Annotated in this window: 20 protein-coding genes; 13 read left to right on the forward strand and 7 right to left on the reverse strand. The window is 31.7% G+C overall.

Annotated features, from left to right (window positions below):
• Positions 1 to 280 precede the first annotated feature (280 nt).
• The gene (locus tag LPC11_RS02365) at positions 281 to 1,090 is read left to right on the forward strand and encodes a metallophosphoesterase (RefSeq protein ID WP_023373954.1); all 810 of its coding nucleotides are present in this window, start codon (positions 281 to 283) and stop codon (positions 1,088 to 1,090) included.
• 54 nt (positions 1,091 to 1,144) lie between these two features.
• Here the strand turns inward: LPC11_RS02365 and LPC11_RS02370 are convergent, their stop codons facing one another.
• Positions 1,145 to 1,759 carry a C39 family peptidase gene (locus LPC11_RS02370; protein ID WP_023373952.1) on the reverse strand — a complete coding sequence of 205 codons (615 nt, stop codon included), beginning with the start codon at positions 1,757 to 1,759 and terminating at the stop codon, positions 1,145 to 1,147.
• Positions 1,760 to 1,924: 165 nt separating this feature from the next.
• Here LPC11_RS02370 and LPC11_RS02375 point away from each other — a divergent pair, with 165 nt between their 5' ends.
• Positions 1,925 to 2,404 (forward strand): GyrI-like domain-containing protein, encoded by a 480-nt coding sequence (locus LPC11_RS02375; protein ID WP_023373950.1) that lies wholly within the window; start codon positions 1,925 to 1,927, stop codon positions 2,402 to 2,404.
• Positions 2,405 to 2,470: 66 nt separating this feature from the next.
• Here the strand turns inward: LPC11_RS02375 and LPC11_RS02380 are convergent, their stop codons facing one another.
• From LPC11_RS02380 to LPC11_RS02390, 3 genes are all read right to left on the reverse strand, one after another.
• Complete coding sequence (locus tag LPC11_RS02380) at positions 2,471 to 3,676, reverse strand: putative multidrug effflux MFS transporter TcaB (protein ID WP_023373948.1); 1,206 nt, start codon at positions 3,674 to 3,676, stop codon at positions 2,471 to 2,473.
• A gap of 248 nt (positions 3,677 to 3,924) precedes the next feature.
• Positions 3,925 to 4,611: a hypothetical protein gene (locus LPC11_RS02385; protein WP_023373946.1), complete on the reverse strand. Its 687-nt coding sequence runs from the start codon at positions 4,609 to 4,611 to the stop codon at positions 3,925 to 3,927.
• A gap of 33 nt (positions 4,612 to 4,644) precedes the next feature.
• Positions 4,645 to 5,793 (reverse strand): glycerate kinase, encoded by a 1,149-nt coding sequence (locus LPC11_RS02390; protein ID WP_023373944.1) that lies wholly within the window; start codon positions 5,791 to 5,793, stop codon positions 4,645 to 4,647.
• A gap of 189 nt (positions 5,794 to 5,982) precedes the next feature.
• Here LPC11_RS02390 and LPC11_RS02395 point away from each other — a divergent pair, with 189 nt between their 5' ends.
• The 3 genes from LPC11_RS02395 (at position 5,983) to LPC11_RS02405 (ending at position 9,068) form a co-directional block, all read left to right on the forward strand.
• Positions 5,983 to 7,488, forward strand: coding sequence for a hypothetical protein (locus LPC11_RS02395; protein ID WP_231307332.1), 1,506 nt, complete (start codon positions 5,983 to 5,985; stop codon positions 7,486 to 7,488).
• Between the two features lie 2 nt (positions 7,489 to 7,490).
• Positions 7,491 to 7,871: a GtrA family protein gene (locus LPC11_RS02400; protein ID WP_023373940.1), complete on the forward strand. Its 381-nt coding sequence runs from the start codon at positions 7,491 to 7,493 to the stop codon at positions 7,869 to 7,871.
• A 294-nt stretch (positions 7,872 to 8,165) separates the two neighbouring features.
• Positions 8,166 to 9,068 (forward strand): cation diffusion facilitator family transporter, encoded by a 903-nt coding sequence (locus LPC11_RS02405; RefSeq protein ID WP_023373938.1) that lies wholly within the window; start codon positions 8,166 to 8,168, stop codon positions 9,066 to 9,068.
• Positions 9,069 to 9,137: 69 nt separating this feature from the next.
• Here LPC11_RS02405 and LPC11_RS02410 read toward each other — a convergent pair whose 3' ends face one another.
• On the reverse strand, positions 9,138 to 9,518 hold the full coding sequence (locus tag LPC11_RS02410) for an aggregation-promoting factor C-terminal-like domain-containing protein (RefSeq protein ID WP_023373936.1): 381 nt from the start codon (positions 9,516 to 9,518) through the stop codon (positions 9,138 to 9,140).
• Positions 9,519 to 9,902: 384 nt separating this feature from the next.
• Here LPC11_RS02410 and LPC11_RS02415 point away from each other — a divergent pair, with 384 nt between their 5' ends.
• Positions 9,903 to 10,589, forward strand: a complete 687-nt coding sequence (locus LPC11_RS02415; protein WP_023373934.1) for a 2,3-diphosphoglycerate-dependent phosphoglycerate mutase — start codon at positions 9,903 to 9,905, stop codon at positions 10,587 to 10,589.
• Positions 10,590 to 10,747: 158 nt separating this feature from the next.
• Here LPC11_RS02415 and LPC11_RS02420 read toward each other — a convergent pair whose 3' ends face one another.
• Entirely contained in the window at positions 10,748 to 10,852 is a 105-nt protein-coding gene (locus LPC11_RS02420; protein WP_104681542.1) for a putative metal homeostasis protein, read from the reverse strand.
• 168 nt (positions 10,853 to 11,020) lie between these two features.
• On the opposite strand from LPC11_RS02420, the gene LPC11_RS02425 reads away from it, so the two are divergent.
• The 4 genes from LPC11_RS02425 to LPC11_RS02440 all read left to right on the forward strand — a co-directional run bounded on the left by LPC11_RS02425 (position 11,021) and on the right by LPC11_RS02440 (position 14,779).
• Positions 11,021 to 12,457, forward strand: a complete 1,437-nt coding sequence (locus LPC11_RS02425; RefSeq protein WP_041613703.1) for an MDR family MFS transporter — start codon at positions 11,021 to 11,023, stop codon at positions 12,455 to 12,457.
• A gap of 117 nt (positions 12,458 to 12,574) precedes the next feature.
• Complete coding sequence (locus LPC11_RS02430; protein ID WP_023373932.1) at positions 12,575 to 13,357, forward strand: transporter substrate-binding domain-containing protein; 783 nt, start codon at positions 12,575 to 12,577, stop codon at positions 13,355 to 13,357.
• Positions 13,338 to 14,057: an amino acid ABC transporter permease gene (locus LPC11_RS02435; RefSeq protein WP_002466658.1), complete on the forward strand. Its 720-nt coding sequence runs from the start codon at positions 13,338 to 13,340 to the stop codon at positions 14,055 to 14,057. The genes LPC11_RS02430 and LPC11_RS02435 overlap by 20 nt, the downstream gene beginning before the upstream one ends.
• Complete coding sequence (locus tag LPC11_RS02440) at positions 14,054 to 14,779, forward strand: amino acid ABC transporter ATP-binding protein (protein WP_002466659.1); 726 nt, start codon at positions 14,054 to 14,056, stop codon at positions 14,777 to 14,779. Before LPC11_RS02435 ends, LPC11_RS02440 begins: the two co-directional genes overlap by 4 nt.
• 59 nt (positions 14,780 to 14,838) lie before the next feature.
• Here the strand turns inward: LPC11_RS02440 and LPC11_RS02445 are convergent, their stop codons facing one another.
• On the reverse strand, positions 14,839 to 16,089 hold the full coding sequence (locus LPC11_RS02445; protein ID WP_023373928.1) for an aminoacyltransferase: 1,251 nt from the start codon (positions 16,087 to 16,089) through the stop codon (positions 14,839 to 14,841).
• 307 nt (positions 16,090 to 16,396) lie between these two features.
• On the opposite strand from LPC11_RS02445, the gene LPC11_RS02450 reads away from it, so the two are divergent.
• The 3 genes from LPC11_RS02450 (at position 16,397) to LPC11_RS02460 (ending at position 18,660) form a co-directional block, all read left to right on the forward strand.
• A complete protein-coding gene (locus tag LPC11_RS02450) occupies positions 16,397 to 16,738 on the forward strand; it encodes a DUF4467 domain-containing protein (protein ID WP_443028898.1) in 342 nt (113 codons plus the stop codon).
• Positions 16,739 to 16,764: 26 nt separating this feature from the next.
• A complete protein-coding gene (locus LPC11_RS02455) occupies positions 16,765 to 17,364 on the forward strand; it encodes a DsbA family protein (RefSeq protein WP_023373924.1) in 600 nt (199 codons plus the stop codon).
• A gap of 294 nt (positions 17,365 to 17,658) precedes the next feature.
• A complete protein-coding gene (locus LPC11_RS02460) occupies positions 17,659 to 18,660 on the forward strand; it encodes a metal ABC transporter solute-binding protein, Zn/Mn family (RefSeq protein WP_023373922.1) in 1,002 nt (333 codons plus the stop codon).
• Positions 18,661 to 18,808: the final 148 nt, after the last annotated feature.

Below are 18,808 nucleotides of genomic sequence, written 5' to 3' on the forward strand. Positions count from 1 at the left end.
TGTAATAAAGCAATTAATTTTCAAAATATAAGTAAATACATTTATTAGGCTTTGTATGATAAAAATTACTTATGACTTTTTTGAATAATCACATAATTCTGTTAAATAGGGGTACTTTCAATAGTGATTAATTTTCGAAAACATAACTATTATAAATATAAAATAATAATTTTTGAAATGATATGATGATAATGATTATCAATCATAGCTTTTTGAATCGAAAAAGAGATGTGTAATAATGATAAACAATAATAAATTATATGCGAAGAAGGAATGTAAAATGAGAATAGGTGCGATTTCAGATTTACATATCGATCGACACCCCAAATTAACCGCACAATATTATTTGGATAGTTTAGTTGATGTGGTAAGCAAAAGAAACATAGAATTACTTGTCATTGCAGGTGACATTTCAAATGACTATCGACAAGTGATTCAATTTATCAATGACTTAAAAGAAGTGCTAAATATCCCAGTATTATTTGTACCTGGGAATCATGATTTATGGTCAGATGGTACAGATAAAAGTTCACAGGACATTTTAGACATTTATACACAACAAGACGCATGTTTAATTAAGCATCCTTATATTATTAATGATGATTGGGCTATTGTTGGGCATACAGGATGGTATGATTACTCGTTTGCTAATGATAAATTTTCTTTAGAGAAATTAGAACGAGGTAAACATTATGGTGCAACTTGGCAAGATAAAGTGAGAATGGATTGTGACATGACGGATAAAGATTTGTCATTACAAGCGGCGCAACAAGTGGAAGCGGATTTAAAACAAGTTGGCACACGCAAAATTATTTTAGTAACACATATTGTTACACATCCAGCTTTCGTAGTGCCAACCCCACATCGCATTTTTGATTTCTTTAATGCTTATATCGGAACCAAAGACTTCAATTATATATACGAAACCAACAATATTCAATATAGCATTATGGGGCACGTTCATTTTAGGAAAACTTTGGTGGAAAAGGGGATAAGCTATTTATGTCCATGTTTAGGATATCAACGTCAATGGCGTACAGATGATATTTCTCAGGAAATGAATCATGCACTAATGGACTTTATCATTTAAAAATCGCTAACACTCAAAATCATAGTGGGTGTTAGCGAAGTGTTTTTTCATTGATTATTTAGGATTAACGTATAGACACATGCGCCCTGGGGCATTAAAACTTCGTTCCATTTTAGATTTCTTAATTTTAATGACTTGTTTTTGATTAGGGAAGATAGCTGGGAAAATAATACCTTTCTTTATATGACTCCATAGTGGATCTATATAATAATAGTGCTTATCATCATAGCCAATAAGTAATGTGACATGGATATTCGAAACAAGACGAATTTTACGACCATCAAATTTGAAGCTACGACGCATTGGTCGAGCACCTAAACTCGTATGATAAATCACAATAGGTTGTTGTTTATCAATGATCTTTTCTAAATCAGCTAAGCTAGTACCTGTGCCGTCAATGATATGTGAGTTGTATTTTTGTAAAAACGGAACATAGGCTTCTGGGAAAATAGTTTGGTGATAGCCAAATTTAACAAGTAAATGATGACCAACATAACCTTTATATGGATTGTTTGGGTGAGTGGGCCAATTTTTCATAATGTCTGTAGCTTTAACAGGTTGTTGATTATAGTGAAGCATCATAGACGCTGATACGCCTTCACAGCCCATAATCATTGGTATTGGAAATAACTGACTCATCGGTTTGACAGGTAAAATAGTTTGGTTCATCGTTAATCTCCTTCGACTTAAATACACTTTAAATAATATTCAATATTATATACCGTGCACCATATTTTGGATAATGATATGTTTAGAAATAATCATTTTAGTGTTATTCAATACCGAGATAGGTTATAAATAAATGGGAGTAGAAATTTTTAAGGGGAGTCAAAGATGGATTATCAAATTAAAAGTATGAAAGCGACACATATTATTGGCGTGACACGTCAGTTTAAAAGTGGCGGTCATGCTCAAAGTAATATTCCTGATTTTTGGGAAGATGTGACGTCTATGGGATTAGACCATAGACTTGCAGAAAAAAGTGACCTAGCACTTAGTGGGTTGCTGGGTCTTTGTTTACCACAACAAGATGGTAAAATGAATTATATGATTGGGGTGTCTTGTGAGACAAATCCAAACGACGGTTTAGAATCGTATCAACTAGAGGATAATGATTATCTTGTGGTCAATGCGAAAGGGAAAGTACCTCAATCAATTAGACAAGCGATGCGTCAAATTCATCAGGAATTGATTCCAACTGAGAATATTCAGTTAAAACGTGCACCGTTTTTTGAATTGTATGCAGAAGGCGATACGCAAGACGACAATTATATTACCGAAATTTGGTTACCCATAGAACAAAATAAATCATAAAAAAGCGCAAGTGTTAGATGATTTTAGACTTTTCGGTCTGTCATCATCACACTTGCGTTTTTTATTTTATGAACGATATTTAGTTGGATTAAGTTTGAAATAAATGATTTGTAATATGACTAATAATATTGCGGTTACTGAAATGATTACTAGGTATGGTGAAGCGTCAAATTGGCCTTTAAGACCAACTAATGGTGAAATCACACCGCCTAAAATAAATTGGAATAAGCCTAATAAACTTGAAGCGTTGCCACTACCACCAGTTCGTTCTTCCATAGCGAGTGCAAAGCCTAATGGTCCGATAGACGTTACCGGGCTTATATTTAAAAAGAAAGCGATGATTAGCATCCAAATAGGCCAATGCATTGTTAACGTTAAAATAATCAATACGACCCCAATTATTTGGATTAGTGTTAAATAGATTAATAACGTGTATCGACTCAACCGTTCAACTAATAGTGCCACAATTTGACTTACTAGAATTAAGCCAATTCCATTGATTGCTAAAATCACACTAAATTGTTGTGGTGATAAGCTATAAATTTTTTGTGCAATAAAAGGTGACGCAGCTGAATAACTAAATAACATGACATAAGTTAATCCTTGTAACAACATTGGAATCACAAATGATGGTTTCTTTAACAATTGACCAAAATCTTTAAATATACGTCCATAGTTTAATGTTTTATGTTCGGATTGATGCGTTGATGGCATTTTCAACAATACGCCGATAATGACGATGGTAGTGATCATTGTCAGAATGACAAAGATACTTCTCCAAGTAGATATGGTTAGAGCGAATCCACCGAGTAATGGTGCAATGATAGTAATAATTCCATTAACGACCATAAGTGACGTTAAAAACTTAGCCATTTCGTCACCACTAAATTTATCTCCGACAGATGATTTCGCAATAACTATAGAGCCGCCTGCTGTTAGACCTTGAAGCAATCTTAAAAATAGAAAGAAATATAAGTCTGTCGTAAATACTGCAATTAATGATGCAAGCATATATATAACTAAAATCGTTAAAGCAATTTTTTTTCGACCAAATACATCTGATAACGGACCAAAGAAAAATTGTCCAAGTGCTAAGCCAATCATTGCAAAAGAATTAGTTAATTGAATTTCAGATGCAGTTGAATTAAATGCATGTTGCACATTCGGTAACGATGGTGAATACATATCAATCGATAAAGGACCAAAAGTGGTCATTACACCGAAAATGATAATTAATATGAAAGGGAAGTGCTTGGCACTTGTATTTTGCATAATCATTCTCCTTTTAAAGAAGTTATAGAACAAATTATATATGTTTTGCCCATATTTGTATGTAGTAATTTAAATTTTTATGTATTTTTATAAGTTACTATTTTAGAAGAAAAATGACATTATTACTATTATAACCACTTCGCCAAATAAATGATTTTAAGATATAAAAAGCATCCCCATAAGTGGAGGCATTGAGCTCATCTTAGGGAATGCTTTTGATAATAAAAGTTATGAAAAATGGTTGATGACTATTGTTGTTGATTATTTGAATTACCAGAACCATTAAGGAGTTCGTCAATTTTAGATTTAATGCTATCAAATTTTGTATTGATGTCTTGTAGCATGCTATCTACTTTGTTTTGATTCTCGTTGTTTTGTTGTGCGTTATTTGCATTTTTTAATTTATCGATTTGGTCTTGATAAAATTGTGTAAGTTTTGAATCTGCATTAGTTTCTTCTTTTTGTTTTAAGTTATTGATTTGTTGTTGTAATTGATTAATTTGAGTTTGACTATTTTTATTTTGTTTAATTTCGTTTTTAGCCGTATCCACTTGTTTATTAATATCGTCATTTTGATTTTCGACTTCTTTTTTATAGTTTTGAGAGACGTTAGGGTCGTTATTTACTTTGTTATTATTGTGATTTAACACTGCTCTCGTTACGAAAATAGCCACGATAATTAATAATATAACGATAATAGCGATTAACCATTTTTTAGATTTACGTGTTTTTTGGTTTTCTTCTTGTAACTCTTGTTCTCTTCTATAGTCTCTACCATTGTAATAGCGTTCAGGATGTTGTTCTGGATCGTTAAATTCATTTTGATCACGATATTGACTTTGATTTTGGTATTCACGTTCTTCACTTTGGTTACGATGATTTTGGTATTGGTCATCATAACGATACGATTCTTTATACTTATCAGTTCTCTTCATTTCATTCACCTCATCATTATTGGGTTATCCTATTTATAAATCAAAAGACATGTTTAATCTTAATAAACGGGCGATATTGTGTGCAGTTTGACTTAAAAGGGTAAGACCATTATCCAACGCGTATTGTAGATCCATAGGTTGAGTCATGATACTAAAGACACTATCTATACCGTGATCATAGATTACTTCGTATCTCTCGCCTAAACTACCACCAATGGCTATAACAGGTAGGTTGAATTGTTTAGCAACTTGAGCAACACCGATTGGCGTTTTACCGAATATCGTTTGGTAATCTAATTTGCCTTCACCTGTAATGACTAAATCTGCATCTTTAATTCTAGATTTGAAATGTGTTTCGTCTAAAACCACATCAATACCTTTAGATAATTGAGCGTCCAAGAATGCTAATAAGGCTGTGCCCATGCCACCAGCTGCACCTGCACCAGGTATGTCTTTAACATCTTTATCTAGTTGTAATTTTATCTTATCATGATAATGGCTTAGAGCGGTATCCAACTTTGGTATCATCTTCGTTGTGGCGCCTTTTTGTGGACCGTATACCATGGTAGCACCATTATCACCTAATAATGGATTAGTCACATCACAAGCTACTTTCATATCTATGTTTTTTAATTTTGAATTTAACTGTGTTGTATCAATGGTTTGGATATCAAGAAGATGTATTCCGCCTGGTTCAATAGAGTGACCATTGCTGTCTGTAAATTTTACGCCTAATGCTTGTAACATGCCTGCGCCGCCATCATTCGTAGCGCTGCCACCAATACCAAGTATAATTTTTTGAGCACCTTGGTCCAAAGCATGATTAATAAGTTGCCCAGTTCCGAAAGAAGTGGTTTTCAATGGATTTCGTTCTTCATTTGTTAACAAATCTAGGCCGGATGCAGCAGCCATTTCTATTATTGCTACCTTCTGATATGGTGCGTATGCATACGTTGCACTAATGTCTCGGTAAAGTGGATCTTTCACAGTTGTTGTTATCGTTTTAGCGTTTAACGCATCCATTAAGGCTTCAGTTGTACCTTCACCCCCATCAGCCATGGGAATTAAATCATATTCAATGGTTGATGGTAATATTGTGGAAAATCCTTCTTGTATCGCTTCCGCTGCTTCTTTTGCGGACATACTCTCTTTAAATGAATCTGGTGCGATGACTATTTTCATTGGACGACACTTCCTCATCGATTTGATTATCTTTATTGTAAAAGAGTCAACTTGAAAACAAAAGATAAAACATTATCAGTGATCAATTAATTATGAATGAAAGATATAACATTAAATATGGAAAATATAATTTATAATAGTATAATAATATAACGTAATATTTATATAGGTAAGGTGAACAACATAGACATGAACAACAAGATCAACTTCAAATTGAATGAATTATACGTATGGTGTACCTTCATTTTTCTTTTTTATTTATTAATTAGTATTCTAACACCTTTAGCAGCAGATGATTTCAAATGGGCAATTGCACATAATTTAACGGTGTATAAAGGACTGATTGAATACACGAATGGGAGATACTTAGATAACTTATTAGAATTAATAGCTATGAAAATCAGTGTTTTACGATATTTACTCTATGCCGGTATATCAATGAGTATGGTCTATTTATTAGTTATGATGACTGGCAAATATCAACGTAGAACGTATATTATCATTGCGTTTATAGTTATTTTAATGATGCCAAGAATCATTTATAGAGATACTTATGGTAACTTCGCAGGTTTCTTTAGTTATGTACCTAGTACAGTGTTATCGATATTGATATTATTTGTAGTATCAATATATAAATGCGAAGAACTCAATACTACGTGGATAAGTTTGTTTTTAATATCTACTTTATTAGGGCAATTGTTTGTTGAAAATTTAACACTTTATAATATGTTGATTTTGATTATTGGGAATGTCATCTTTGTCATTCGAAATCGACATATTAATTATTATTTAATCATGGGCTTTATGTTAAGTTTAATAGGCGGTATGCTCATGTTTATTAACCCGATATATATTAGTATTTACAGAGGTGGTAACGAATATTTACGCTTCTCAGATAATCAAGGTTTGAAACATAAGATATTACATACGATATTTAAGGAATTACCGGAATATATTTTCATTAATCAATATTTAATATTAACCGTGATTGCGTTTATAACGATATATTTATTATTTAAAAATACCTTTTTTAATCATTGGATATTACGTTGGAAAGTAGTTTTGGTAGTCAGTCTCGCTATGTTGCCTTTCTATAAATTCTTTATATATGATTTCCTTCAATTTTATAAATTAAAAGGGTCACTCAGTGTCGCTTTATTTAATTTAATGATTTGTGGATGGTTCTACATTGCGTTATTTATTGCAACCTATGTCATTTTTAAAGCACAGTTTGTGAGAATGCTAGGTTATTATACACTTGGATCTATATTATTAGTTACTGTGCCATTACTTTTAGTCTCTCCGATAACGCCAGGTAACTTCTATACTATTTATGTATTATGGTCTTTGTATTTACTACTATTAATGACACAGTGCAGAGTTAATGCGAAATCGTTACATATTGGGATAAGAGCGCTAGCATTAGGATTATCTATGATATTCATTGTGACCTTCAGTATGATATATTTTACACATATACAACGGTTAAATTCTATTGAACATCAATTACATACACAACGTATTAAACATGTAGTTGTACTTGAGAAGTTGCCGTTTGAAAATATGCTAAATAAAGCAACGCCTAGCAATGATATACAACACAACTTATTTAAAATATATTATGATATACCACAGAATGTTAATTTGAAAATTGTACCGTATGGATCGAACATGGCAAAACTTGAAGGAGATTAAGTATGAAATTGACTCAAACGCACTTTGAGATAATAAAATTTATTATTGTAGGTGGGGTGAATACATTTAATTATTATGTAGTGTATTTACTCTTACTAAAACTTTTAAATGTAAATTATTTAGTTAGTCATGTTACTGGCTTTTTAGTAAGCTTTATCATTTCTTACTATTTAAATTGTTACTTTGTATATAAAGTTAAACCTACACTACGTAAATTTATTAGCTTCCCTTTGACACAAGTAGTTAATATGGGAATGCAGACCGTATTGTTATATGTATTTGTACAGTGGTTAAATATACCTTCAGAAATTGCACCTTTCGCTGGTTTGATCATTACGATACCAATTACATTCATATTATCAAAATGGATTTTAAAAGATTGACGTTTGAGTCATAATCATTATATTAATCATGCATAACATTATAATCTCGCAGATGAGTAGTGAATATCATTTGCGAGAATTTTCATGTGATCAAATATAAATTGATGGGTTTTTAATTTAAAATTGAGTTAAAAAAGTACTTTTTTCTTAGCAATTAGCAGGTTAATTTTTAGGCAAATCTAAAAAAATAATTAGCTTAATTATATAAAAAATATAGAAATTAAAAAACGTTGTAAAAACATTTTTTATGATTCATACTATGATTACTAAAGGAAATCAAGGTGGTCTATTGTCATGTCTCAAAATGAAAATTTGAAAATTGCACAACGTGGGGCATATTTAAGTTTAGTTGTTTATATTATTCTTTCAATAGCTAAATACGTGACAGGATTTATATATAATTCTGCAGCAGTAAGAGCGGACGCATTGAATAATATGACAGATATTGTGGTCTCTATCGCTGTTATTGTTGGGCTGAAAATTTCAATTAAACCAGCAGATAAAAACCATCCATATGGTCATTTAAAGTCTGAAAATATCTCTACACTATTAGTATCATTTATTATTTTGTTTGTGGGTATACAAGTTGTCATTGAAAATGCACCTCGATTATTAACCCATGATAAACATGTACCAAGTCCGGTTACTATTCTAATTAGTATCATTAGTGGTCTCATCATGCTTGGTGTTTATGTCATTAATCATAAATTAGCAAAGAAAACAAATAGTAGTTCATTAAAATCTGCGGCTAACGATAACCTATCAGATAGCTTAGTCAGTATTGGTACTGCAGTAGGTTTGGTATTTACACAAATAGGTTTTCCTATTATAGATATTGTTTTAGCGACCATATTAGGCTTACTAATCATTTACACAGGTTTTGGAATATTTAAAGAATCTATCTTTACATTAAGTGATGGTTTTAATGAGAAGGATTTAGAAGAATATCGAAATGATATTTTAGAAGTAAATGACGTGCTTGACGTTCGAAGTATTAAAGGACGTTATCACGGTAGTAGTATCTTTTTAGATGTGACTATTGTAGTTGAACCTAATTTATCTATTAATGAAGCACATTTAATTTGTGATAAAGTTGAATCACATCTTCATGAAAAAGGTATATCATCTGTATATGTTCATCCCGAACCGAAAATAGATGAAGCTACTGAAAATGAAATACATCAATCAAATCAATAGAATAATACAATAAAAGCGTCGAATAGAGTCAATTAAGATTCTATTCGACGCTTTTTTAATATTTACATCTTACCAATAACCGTTAGCTTCTCTGAATGAAATAGCTTTATCGATTGAGCCGTAACGTTCTTTAGCATAATTAATCATACCTTTAGTTTGGTTTTCAACAGAACCATAACCCCAAGATTGGTTCGTTTGACCTAAACCATGATATTGTCCGTTTGATGCATTAGGATTACCACCTGATTCTGGCATGACAACACTGTCCCACAATGCTTTAGTACCACCTGCATCTATGAATTCTTGATAAACACTACTAGTTGATTCATTACTTTCTGAATAACTTTGTTGTGACGATTGGTTGTTTTCAGCTGCATGAGCTTGATGTGCTTCCATACCTGTAGCACCTATAGAAATTGTAGCGATAATTGCTAAAATAGATTTTTTCATTATAGTTAACTCCTTTAGTTAGTGAATATAATTCGACTAAAACTGATATCCCCAAGGATATGTGTCTGAATATATCATTTGAATTTATGATGTTCTAAAGATGTAATGCATACTATAACACCTCAATTGATTGCGTAGGTTACATGAAAATAAAAAAATGATGACACACATGTTAGTGAGAATACATTCATTGCAATAAAAATAAAAATATGTCAAAAAATTACAACATAAGACCAAATGTAAATGATTGAAATTCTATATGGTAGTTCTATAATGAAGATATAAAATTTAATAAATAGATTTATTAAACGAGGTTTTTAATTGAATTTACATATCAACTATCTTTCAAGATAGTTTGTTATATAAATAGGAAGGTGTTAAATTATGCCAAAATTAATTTTATGTCGTCACGGTCAAAGTGAATGGAATGCGAAAAATTTATTTACAGGATGGGCAGATGTTAACTTATCTGAGCAAGGTATTGAAGAAGCAACTGCAGCAGGTAAGAAAGTATTAGAGAATCAGTTAGAGATTGATGTTGCTTTTACTTCATTATTAACACGCGCATTGGAAACAACGCAGTATATCTTAGCGCAATCAAAACAACAATGGATTCCAGTATATAAAAGTTGGCGTTTAAACGAACGTCACTATGGTGCGTTGCAAGGATTAAATAAAGATGATGCAAGACAACAATTTGGTGAAGAACAAGTTCATCAATGGCGACGTTCTTACGATATTCAACCACCTGCAGAAAGTGAAGAACAACGTAATGAATATTTGAAAAATAGAAGATACCGTCATTTAGATCATCGAATGATGCCGTATTCTGAAAGTTTGAAAGATACGTTAGAACGTGTGGTACCTATTTGGACAGACCAAATTTCTCAACATTTATTAGATGATAAAACTGTATTAGTTTCAGCACATGGTAATTCAATCCGAGCATTAATCAAATACTTAGAAAATGTATCAGATGAAGACATTATCGGTTATGAAATTAAAACAGGCGCACCATTAGTATACGAATTAACAGATAATTTAGAAGTTAAAGACAAATACTATTTATAATTAAAAATAAAAGGTCACGTGTTGATGCTTGCATCAATAGGTGACCTTTTTTTGTGGAGTAATATGAATGTGGATTAATGATGTCTAGCAATATGATATGTTGCATCAAATGAAAGTATCATCTCTCTTGTAAATGTATATATAGAAATAGGAAAGGATTACTTTGCTTTTTTATGTTGTTTGATAATTTTTAAAGCACGTTTTCTTGTTTTAATATTGGGACTGTTCAAATTACGTCGTGCGGTTTGTACATCTGTTTTCATAATATGACCTCCTTTATCTGTTTATATTATGGAGGAAAGTTTCAAAAATGTAAATAGTAATTATTACGATTTGAGAGAATGTGACTTTTTGAACTAAAAAAATGCATATTACATTCAACAACTGTATAATGTTGTGATAAAAGAAAAGGAAATTAAGGAGGAGTATAAGTGTCTCTAAAAGCAAAATTAGTAATGATTATTACGATGTTACTAGGCGGGTTCTTTGGTTTACTTAATGAAACATTATTAGCGACAGCACTACCTAGTATTATGAAAGATTTCAACATTGAATATTCACAAGTACAATGGTTAACAACAGCCTTTTTATTAACTAATGGGGTAGTAATCCCATTATCCGCATTATTTATTCAACGTTATACGACAAGACAGGTTTTCTTAGTTGGTATTTTTATATTCTTCTTAGGAACAATATTAGGTGGATTTAGCCCTAATTTTACTATTTTATTAATAGCTAGAATTATTCAAGCATTAGGTTCAGGTATCATGATGCCCCTCATGATGACAACCATCTTGAATATATTTGAACCACATGAACGTGGTAAATATATGGGAATGTTTGGTTTAGTTATTGGACTTGCGCCAGCTATTGGACCAACATTATCAGGCTATTTAGTTGAGTATTTAAATTGGCGATCACTATTCCATGTAGTTGCTCCTATTGCTGCCATCACATTTATTATTGCCCTATTTACAGTGAAAAATGTGGGCGAAACAATCAAAGTGCCGATTGATATCATATCTATCATTTTATCTGTTTTAGGATTTGGTGGTTTGTTATATGGCACAAGTTCAATTTCTCACGATGGTTGGAATGATCCTATCGTTCTAACTACTATAATTGGTGGTGTGATACTTGTTGCCTTATTTATCTGGAGACAATCAAAACTTGAAACGCCATTATTAAACTTTGGTGTGTTTAAAAACTCTCAATTTGCCATCGGTATTTTAATTATGGCAGTTACCATGGTTTCCATGATTGGTTCTGAAACGGTGTTACCTATGTTCGTACAAAATCTATTAAATCGTACGCCTTTAGACTCCGGATTAATTCTGCTACCAGGTGCCATTGTTATGGCGATTATGTCATTCACATCAGGTGGACTTTATGAAAAATTCGGTGCAAAACCGTTAGCACTCATTGGTATGATGATTGTAATTATTACAACAGGTTATTTTGTCATTATGGATGAAAATACAAGTTCAGCGATGTTAGCAACCGTATATGGTATACGTATGATTGGAATCGCATTAGGTTTAATGCCTGTGATGACGCATACAATGAACCAATTAACATATGAAATGAACGCGCATGGTTCATCCATGACTAACACAGTACAACAAATTGCCGGATCAATTGGTACAGCTATTTTAATTACTATTTTAACGCAAGCAAGTAAGCACTATTCTCCTAATATGAGTGATTACGATGGTATGAAACGTAGCGAGATGTTAGGACAGATTAAAATAGATACATTATTACATGGTTATCACGCTGGTTTCTTATTTGCTGTTTTAATTACAGTAGTAAGCTTTTTATGCTCATTTATGTTAAAGAAAAATACAAATTCGACAAATGAACAATAGCTAATCAGAGTTGTGATGACAGTCCAAAGCCAGTAACTAGTTATTGACTTACTACCCATTAAGGATTAAAATGTTTTTATTCCGATTAGAATAATAAGATTAGGGGAGAATAGTTTAATGAAAAGACTTTTATTTTGTGTCATTGCATTAGTATTTGTATTAGCAGCATGTGGTAATAATTCAAGCAAAGATAGTAAATCAAGTAGTAAAGATGACAATACAATTAGAGTGGGTACTGAAGGTACATACGCACCTTTCACTTTCCACAATAAGCAAGATAAGTTAACTGGTTACGATATTGATGTTATTAAAGCAGTAGCGAAAGAAGAAGGACTTAAATTGAAATTTAACGAAACATCTTGGGACTCAATGTTTGCAGGTCTAGATGCAGGTCGTTTTGATGTCATTGCCAACCAAGTAGGTATTAATAAAGATAGAGAGAAAAAATATAAATTCTCTAATCCTTATACTTATTCAAGTGCTGTATTAGTCGTTCGTGAAAATGAAAAAAATATTAAATCATTCAACGATGTAAAAGGTAAAAAGTTAGCACAAACATTTACTTCTAACTATGGTCAATTAGCTAAAGATAAAGGCGCTAAAATCACAAAAGTTGATGGATTTAACCAATCAATGGACTTATTATTATCTAATCGTGTAGATGCTACATTTAACGATAGCCTCTCATATTTAGATTATAAAAAGCAAAAGCCTAACGCTAAAATCAAAGCAATTAAAGGTGACGCTGAGAAAAATAAATCAGCATTCGCTTTCTCTAAAAAAGTTGATGATAAAACAATTCAAAAATTCAATGATGGATTGAAGAAAATTGACGAGAGTGGCGAACTTAAAAAAATAGGTAAGAAATGGTTTGGTCAAGATGTTTCTAAACCTGAATAGTGAACAACTTCATGCTTTAGACGCTGCCAAGCAAGCATTTGGACCTATGTTAGAAGGATTAGTGAAATATTCTATCCCAATCACACTTGTAACATTTGTATTAGGCTTAATTATTGCCTTATTTACAGCACTAATGCGTATTTCTACAAGTAAAATATTAAAAGGTATTGCGCGAGTATACGTATCAATCATTCGTGGAACGCCTATGATTGTTCAATTATTTATTATATTTTACGGTATTCCAGAATTAGGAAGACTCTTAACAAACGATGCTGATAACCAATGGACATTGGCACCCGTTATCGCAGCTATTATAGGGTTATCACTTAATGTGGGAGCGTACGCATCTGAAATTATTCGTGGTGGTATTATTTCAATACCAAAAGGACAGACAGAAGCGGCTTATTCAATCGGAATGAATTATCGCCAAACTGTTCAACGTATTATTCTGCCACAGGCCATTCGCGTATCAATTCCAGCATTAGGTAATACATTCTTAGGACTTATTAAAGATACATCTTTATTAGGATTTATCTTAGTGGCTGAAATGTTCCGTAAAGCACAGGAAGTTGCTTCAACTTCTTATGAATATTTAACAATTTATCTTTTAGTTGCATTAATGTATTGGGTAGTTTGTTTCATTATTTCAGTTATTCAAAGCTTTTATGAATCATACATTGAAAGAGGGTATCGCTCATGATCGAATTATCGAATATTCATAAATCATTTAATCAAACAGAAGTGATTAAAGGTATCGATTTAAAAGTCGATAAGGGCGAAGTTGTAACATTAGTTGGACGTTCTGGCTCAGGTAAAACAACACTCTTACGTATGATGAACGCTTTAGAGATTCCGACAGAAGGTACAGTTTATGTTAATGGTAAAACGTATACTGCTAAGGACAAAAAATCACAGATTGAAGTACGTAAACAGTCTGGGATGGTGTTCCAAAGTTATAATTTATTCCCACACAAGACTGCACTAGAGAATGTCATGGAAGGTTTAGTTACTGTTAAGAAGCAAAGTAAGTCTGAAGCTAAAACAAAAGCACTAGAGCTACTAGAAAAGGTTGGCTTAACACATGTGAAAGATCAACGTCCACATGCATTGTCTGGTGGTCAACAACAACGTGTAGCAATTGCTAGAGCTTTAGCTATGAACCCTAAAGTCATGTTATTTGATGAACCAACCTCTGCGCTTGATCCTGAACTTGTTAATGATGTATTGAAAGTGATTAAAGATTTAGCACAAGAAGGTATGACGATGGTCATCGTTACGCATGAAATGCGATTTGCTAAAGAAGTATCCAACCAAATTGTATTTATTCATGAAGGTAAAATAGGCGAACAGGGCACACCCGATGATATATTTAATCGTCCGCAAACAGATGAACTTAAACGTTTCTTAAATGTCATTCAATAGTATTTATAAGATAAAAAAATCCCAGTGAATTCAGTTTCACTGGGATTTTTTTAGTATACTTATTTTTTTCTGTTTTCAAGTAATTCTTTTACATGGTAGAACAATGGTTTAATCGGTTTAACAAAGTCGCCGATATATTCGTATACATTAGCATTAAAGCCTTCTTTAAAGCGTTGAACACCATAATCTTCAGCGCTTTCACTAAAGTCGCCAGTAATACCATAGAAATTATAACGATCAATATGATGTGCTTTGGCAAATTTAATCATTTCCCATTGCAAACGGTATGCCCCCATATAAGGATTATATCTTGGGTTAGAACCACTAGATAAGTAATATACTTCATGGTCGTTATAAATATATATTGCAGCGGCTAAGTTCAATACTTGACCTTCTTTAGCAATTTCATCTTTAGTTTGGTTTATCTTACGTTCATTGCTATCGTATTGTTGTTTAATTTGTGTATGCTTCGTTTTATTTTTCTTAGAATTTGGATTCTCTTCTAAAGCTGTTTCTACGTCATGAAGTTGCTTTGATAAATCCTTGTGTTTGTCTTCTAGAGTAGTGAGATATTCTTGTAAATCGATATAGGCTAATTTAAGCATAGCGTTGTCGCCATATGTCTTTTGTAATTCTTCGAAGTATGGTTCATCACGGAATTTGAAACCGTGTTTTTCTTCCGCCATTCTAAATAAATCAAAGAATGTACCCGTTTCATCTATAGATAATGTGCGTACTTTTACACCCATTTCATAAGTTTTTTTAATATTACGACGCGTTTGATAGTCCATTTCTTTCATTAATTGATCTTCTGATTTACCTTTTAAATCTAAAACTGAAAGCCAACGAATTTGGCTCATCATATCATATCCGACTGTATAACCTTGGTGTTTATAGCCTAAATCTTCCATTGTTTTGATAACAGCTCGGTTATCATATGATTTTAAAATTTCACCATCAGCATTTCTTAAATTTTCAAGAATGTAAGGATCAACAAGTACATATAAACAATTATGTTTCTTCAAGTATGAAGTTAATGATTTAAAGAAGAAATGTACTAGTGCTAAGTTATTGTAGTCCATGACTGGACCACGGTGTGTATAAAAATATTTAAAGAATTTTAATGTACGTGCTTCAGTTAACAGACAAGCAGCAATAACCTCATCTTTGTCGTTTTTAACGCCGACAAGATGGACGTCTCCACGCATTTGACTTCGATTATTATAATGAATGCTTGATTGTGTGTAATGTGAAAAATGTTCTGTAGTAAATTTACCGAATTCTTCGGATGTTAAGTTTACAAATTTCAAAATATATCTTCCCCTCTAGAAATAAAAACTAATTAATGAATCGTCAATAATTATATTATCAAAATACTACTATGATTACACATCATAACATAAAAAATAGCGTCATACTTTTGTACGATGTGATAAAATCATACATTCTATTTATTTTTAAAATTAGTTTAAAATTGTGTTTTTTGTATGAATTGATACTGTGATACTCTGGATTCTATGATAAAATCTAGAGTGAAAGATGACATGATTTAAAATAAGATTTCATCTCAAATGAGTCATATTATCGGGAGTGAACATATTGAAGAAATTCGTAGTGATGATCGGTGTATTAACGCTAGTACTAGTCGGATGTAGTAGTGGGAAATATACAGATAAAATTGATAAAGCAGTTAAGTTACAAGAAAAGAAACAAACTAAAATAGCCAAAAGAGATGCTGGCGACGAAGTGAAGCACTTTGATAAAAAGGATGCTAATATCTATGTTTATGATAAAGGAAAGTACGTTATCTTAGCGTATAAACCTTTAAGTGATGATGAAGAAGTCCATTATTACACTTATGAGTTTAATGGTAAAAAGGCTAAATATAAAGAAAACTTTAACTCAAAAGGTTATTATCAAGAACATGATCCAGATTACAAAGAAGAAAATATGCGCTAGCCGGCTATAAGTGATAAGGAGCAACAATGAAAAAATTAATCGGTATAATATGTTTTTGTTTCATTATCGTGTTAGTGAGCGGTTGTGGTAAAGAAGATGTGAAATCACCTCAAGCCACTAAGGACGGTAAACCACTCATTGTTATTTATGGTGATTTTAAATGTCCATATTGTAAAAAGGTTGAAAAGAATGTGATGCCTAAACTTAAAGAGAAATATTTAAATAATCATAAAGCGGAAATTAAATACGTTAATATGGCTTTTTTAGGTAAAGATTCAATTATAGGATCAAGAGCAGGTCATGCAGTTCAAACTGTTGCACCTCGTTCTTATTTACAATTTCAAAAATTAATGTTCGAGCATCAACAAGATGAAAAGAAAACGTGGATTACTGAAAAAGTAGTTGACCAACAGATTGACCATTTGAATATTTCTGAGGAGCAAAAAGAAAAAATAAAATCAGAATATAAAACTAAAAATAGTGCCGCATGGAAAGCCGCAAATAAAGATAAGAAAGATACAAAAGCACATCATATTAAGACAGCGCCAACTGTATTTATCAATGGCAAAAAAGTGGAAGATCCATATCACTTTAAAGAATATGATAAATTACTTCAATCAAAATAAATCATTTATATATTGAGGTCGGGATTTATGCCTGTATTTTGGACGACGATGAATCGTTTTTCCAATATGCAATAGCATGATATCTCGACCTTTTATTTATATTGTAAAAATTTGATGAAGATGATGGATTACTAGATAGATGCTGGTGACACTGGGTATGGTCATAGAAGAGGAAATGATTTTGAATATTTAAAAGATGTGATTGATATAAAAAGTTCTCTGAATAGACTTGTTTTTTGTGAAAGTAAGGTATATAATTTTTAATCGTAATAATTACTATTTAGGAGGAACGACATGAAAAGAAAATTAAGTTTATTGCTACTTATTCCTCTTATGATATTAGCACTTGCTGCATGTGGCAACGGTGATGATCATAAAAAAGGAGATAAGTTAAAAGTTAATACAACAGTATATCCGTTAAAATCATTTACAGAACAAATTGGTGGTAAATATGTAGATGTAAAATCAATTTATCCAGCGGGCGCAGATTTACATAGTTATGAACCTACTCAAAAAGATATGATGAGTGCGGCAAAATCTGATTTATTCATTTATACTGGTGACGATTTAGACCCAGTAGCTAAAAAAGTAGCTTCAACAATTAAAAAAGATGATAAAAAATTATCTCTACAAGATAAAATTAGCAAAAATGATTTATTAGCGGATCACCATCATCATGAAGGTGAAGAAGAACATCATGGCGAAGAAGAACATCACCATCATGGTAAATATGATCCACACATTTGGTTAGATCCTAAAATGGACCAAACATTCGCTAAAGAGATTAAAGATCAACTTGTGAAAAAAGACCCTGATCATAAGAAATATTATGAAAAGAACTATAAAAAATTAAACAAAGATTTAGAGAATATTGATAAAGACATGAAAGACGCGACTAAAGGTAAAAAAGGTAATGCAGTATTTATCTCTCATGAATCTTTAGGTTATCTTTCTAATCGTTATGGATTCGAACAAGTAGGCGTTCAAAATATGAGTGCAGAAGATCCATCACAAAAGGATCTTACAAACATTGTGAAAGAAATTAAAAAGAATAAAGTAGAATACATTTTATATGAAGAAAATGTATCAAATAAGATTACTGATACAATTAGAAAAGAAACAGATGCGAAACCATTAAAATTCAACAATATGGAATCTGTAACTAAAGAACAACAAAATGAAAAAGGTCTTTCATACCAATCATTAATGAAAGAAAACATTAAAAATATTAAAAAGGCTTTAGATAGTAAAATTAAAGTAAAAGATGAAGACCATGAGCATGAACACGAACACTAAATAATACAAGTTGAGATAGAAAGAGGCACCTCAGATGTTAGAACTTGATTCTAGCATGATGAGGTGCTTTTTTATGGTTCAATCTTTAGTAACTTCTAATCTATTTTGCTATGATTGATTTGATAAACATTATCAAAATTTAGGAGAA

It is taken from the genome of Staphylococcus sp. HL28, assembly GCF_021117155.1.
Classification (GTDB): domain Bacteria; phylum Bacillota; class Bacilli; order Staphylococcales; family Staphylococcaceae; genus Staphylococcus; species Staphylococcus warneri.